Origin of the sequence: Shigella sp. FC1567 (assembly GCF_001743015.1) — a bacterium.
GTDB classification, from domain to species: domain Bacteria; phylum Pseudomonadota; class Gammaproteobacteria; order Enterobacterales; family Enterobacteriaceae; genus Escherichia; species Escherichia coli.
On sequence record NZ_MIIV01000353.1, the window covers coordinates 1 to 678 of the forward strand.

Consider the following 678-nt stretch of genomic DNA (forward strand, 5'->3'; position numbering starts at 1 on the left):
TGGCTGTTTTACGCGTATGACAGGATACGGAGGACGGTTGTGGCGCACGTCTTCGGTGAACGCACTCTGGCCACACTGGAGCGTCTTCTGAGCCTGCTGTCGGCCTTTGAGGTCGTGGTATGGATGACGGATGGCTGGCCGCTGTATGAATCACGCCTGAAGGGAAAGCTGCACGTTATCAGCAAGCGTTACACTCAGCGCATTGAGCGACATAATCTGAATCTGAGACAACATCTGGCAAGGCTGGGACGGAAGTCACTGTCGTTCTCAAAATCGGTGGAGCTGCATGACAAGGTCATCGGGCATTATCTGAACATAAAACACTATCAGTAAGTTGGAGTCATTACCTAGCGCCGCTTGATATTAGTTCTATTTTTTTTTGCGTAAGATAGATGAGACAAACTGAGACGCATAATGGTTTGCAAGGCTCTAATACTTTGATGTTGAGGATGTGATGGGGCATGTACGGGGCATAGTACAATGATGTCCATGCTGGTGTAGATAATCTCCAGGCTTATCCGGTGCGCCGTAAAACCCCGTCCTTCAGGGCAGGGATATAAGGCGTGGTTTTCCACCTAACCAGGTGTTTGCTGTTGTTCAATGTATTGGCGGATGACGGATATTGGCGCACCTCCGCAGCTACTGGCAAAATAGCCAGGACTCCACAAAACGCCTTTG

The 678-nt window shown here is 49.7% G+C and carries 2 pseudogenes; one reads left to right on the forward strand and one right to left on the reverse strand.

Going from position 1 to position 678, the window contains the following annotated elements:
- Positions 1-333, forward strand: a pseudogene (locus BHE85_RS17650) (IS1-like element IS1X2 family transposase); the annotation flags it as partial.
- Positions 334-581: 248 nt separating this feature from the next.
- On the opposite strand, the pseudogene BHE85_RS17655 reads toward BHE85_RS17650, so the two are convergent.
- Positions 582-678: pseudogene (locus BHE85_RS17655) on the reverse strand (transposase); the annotation flags it as partial.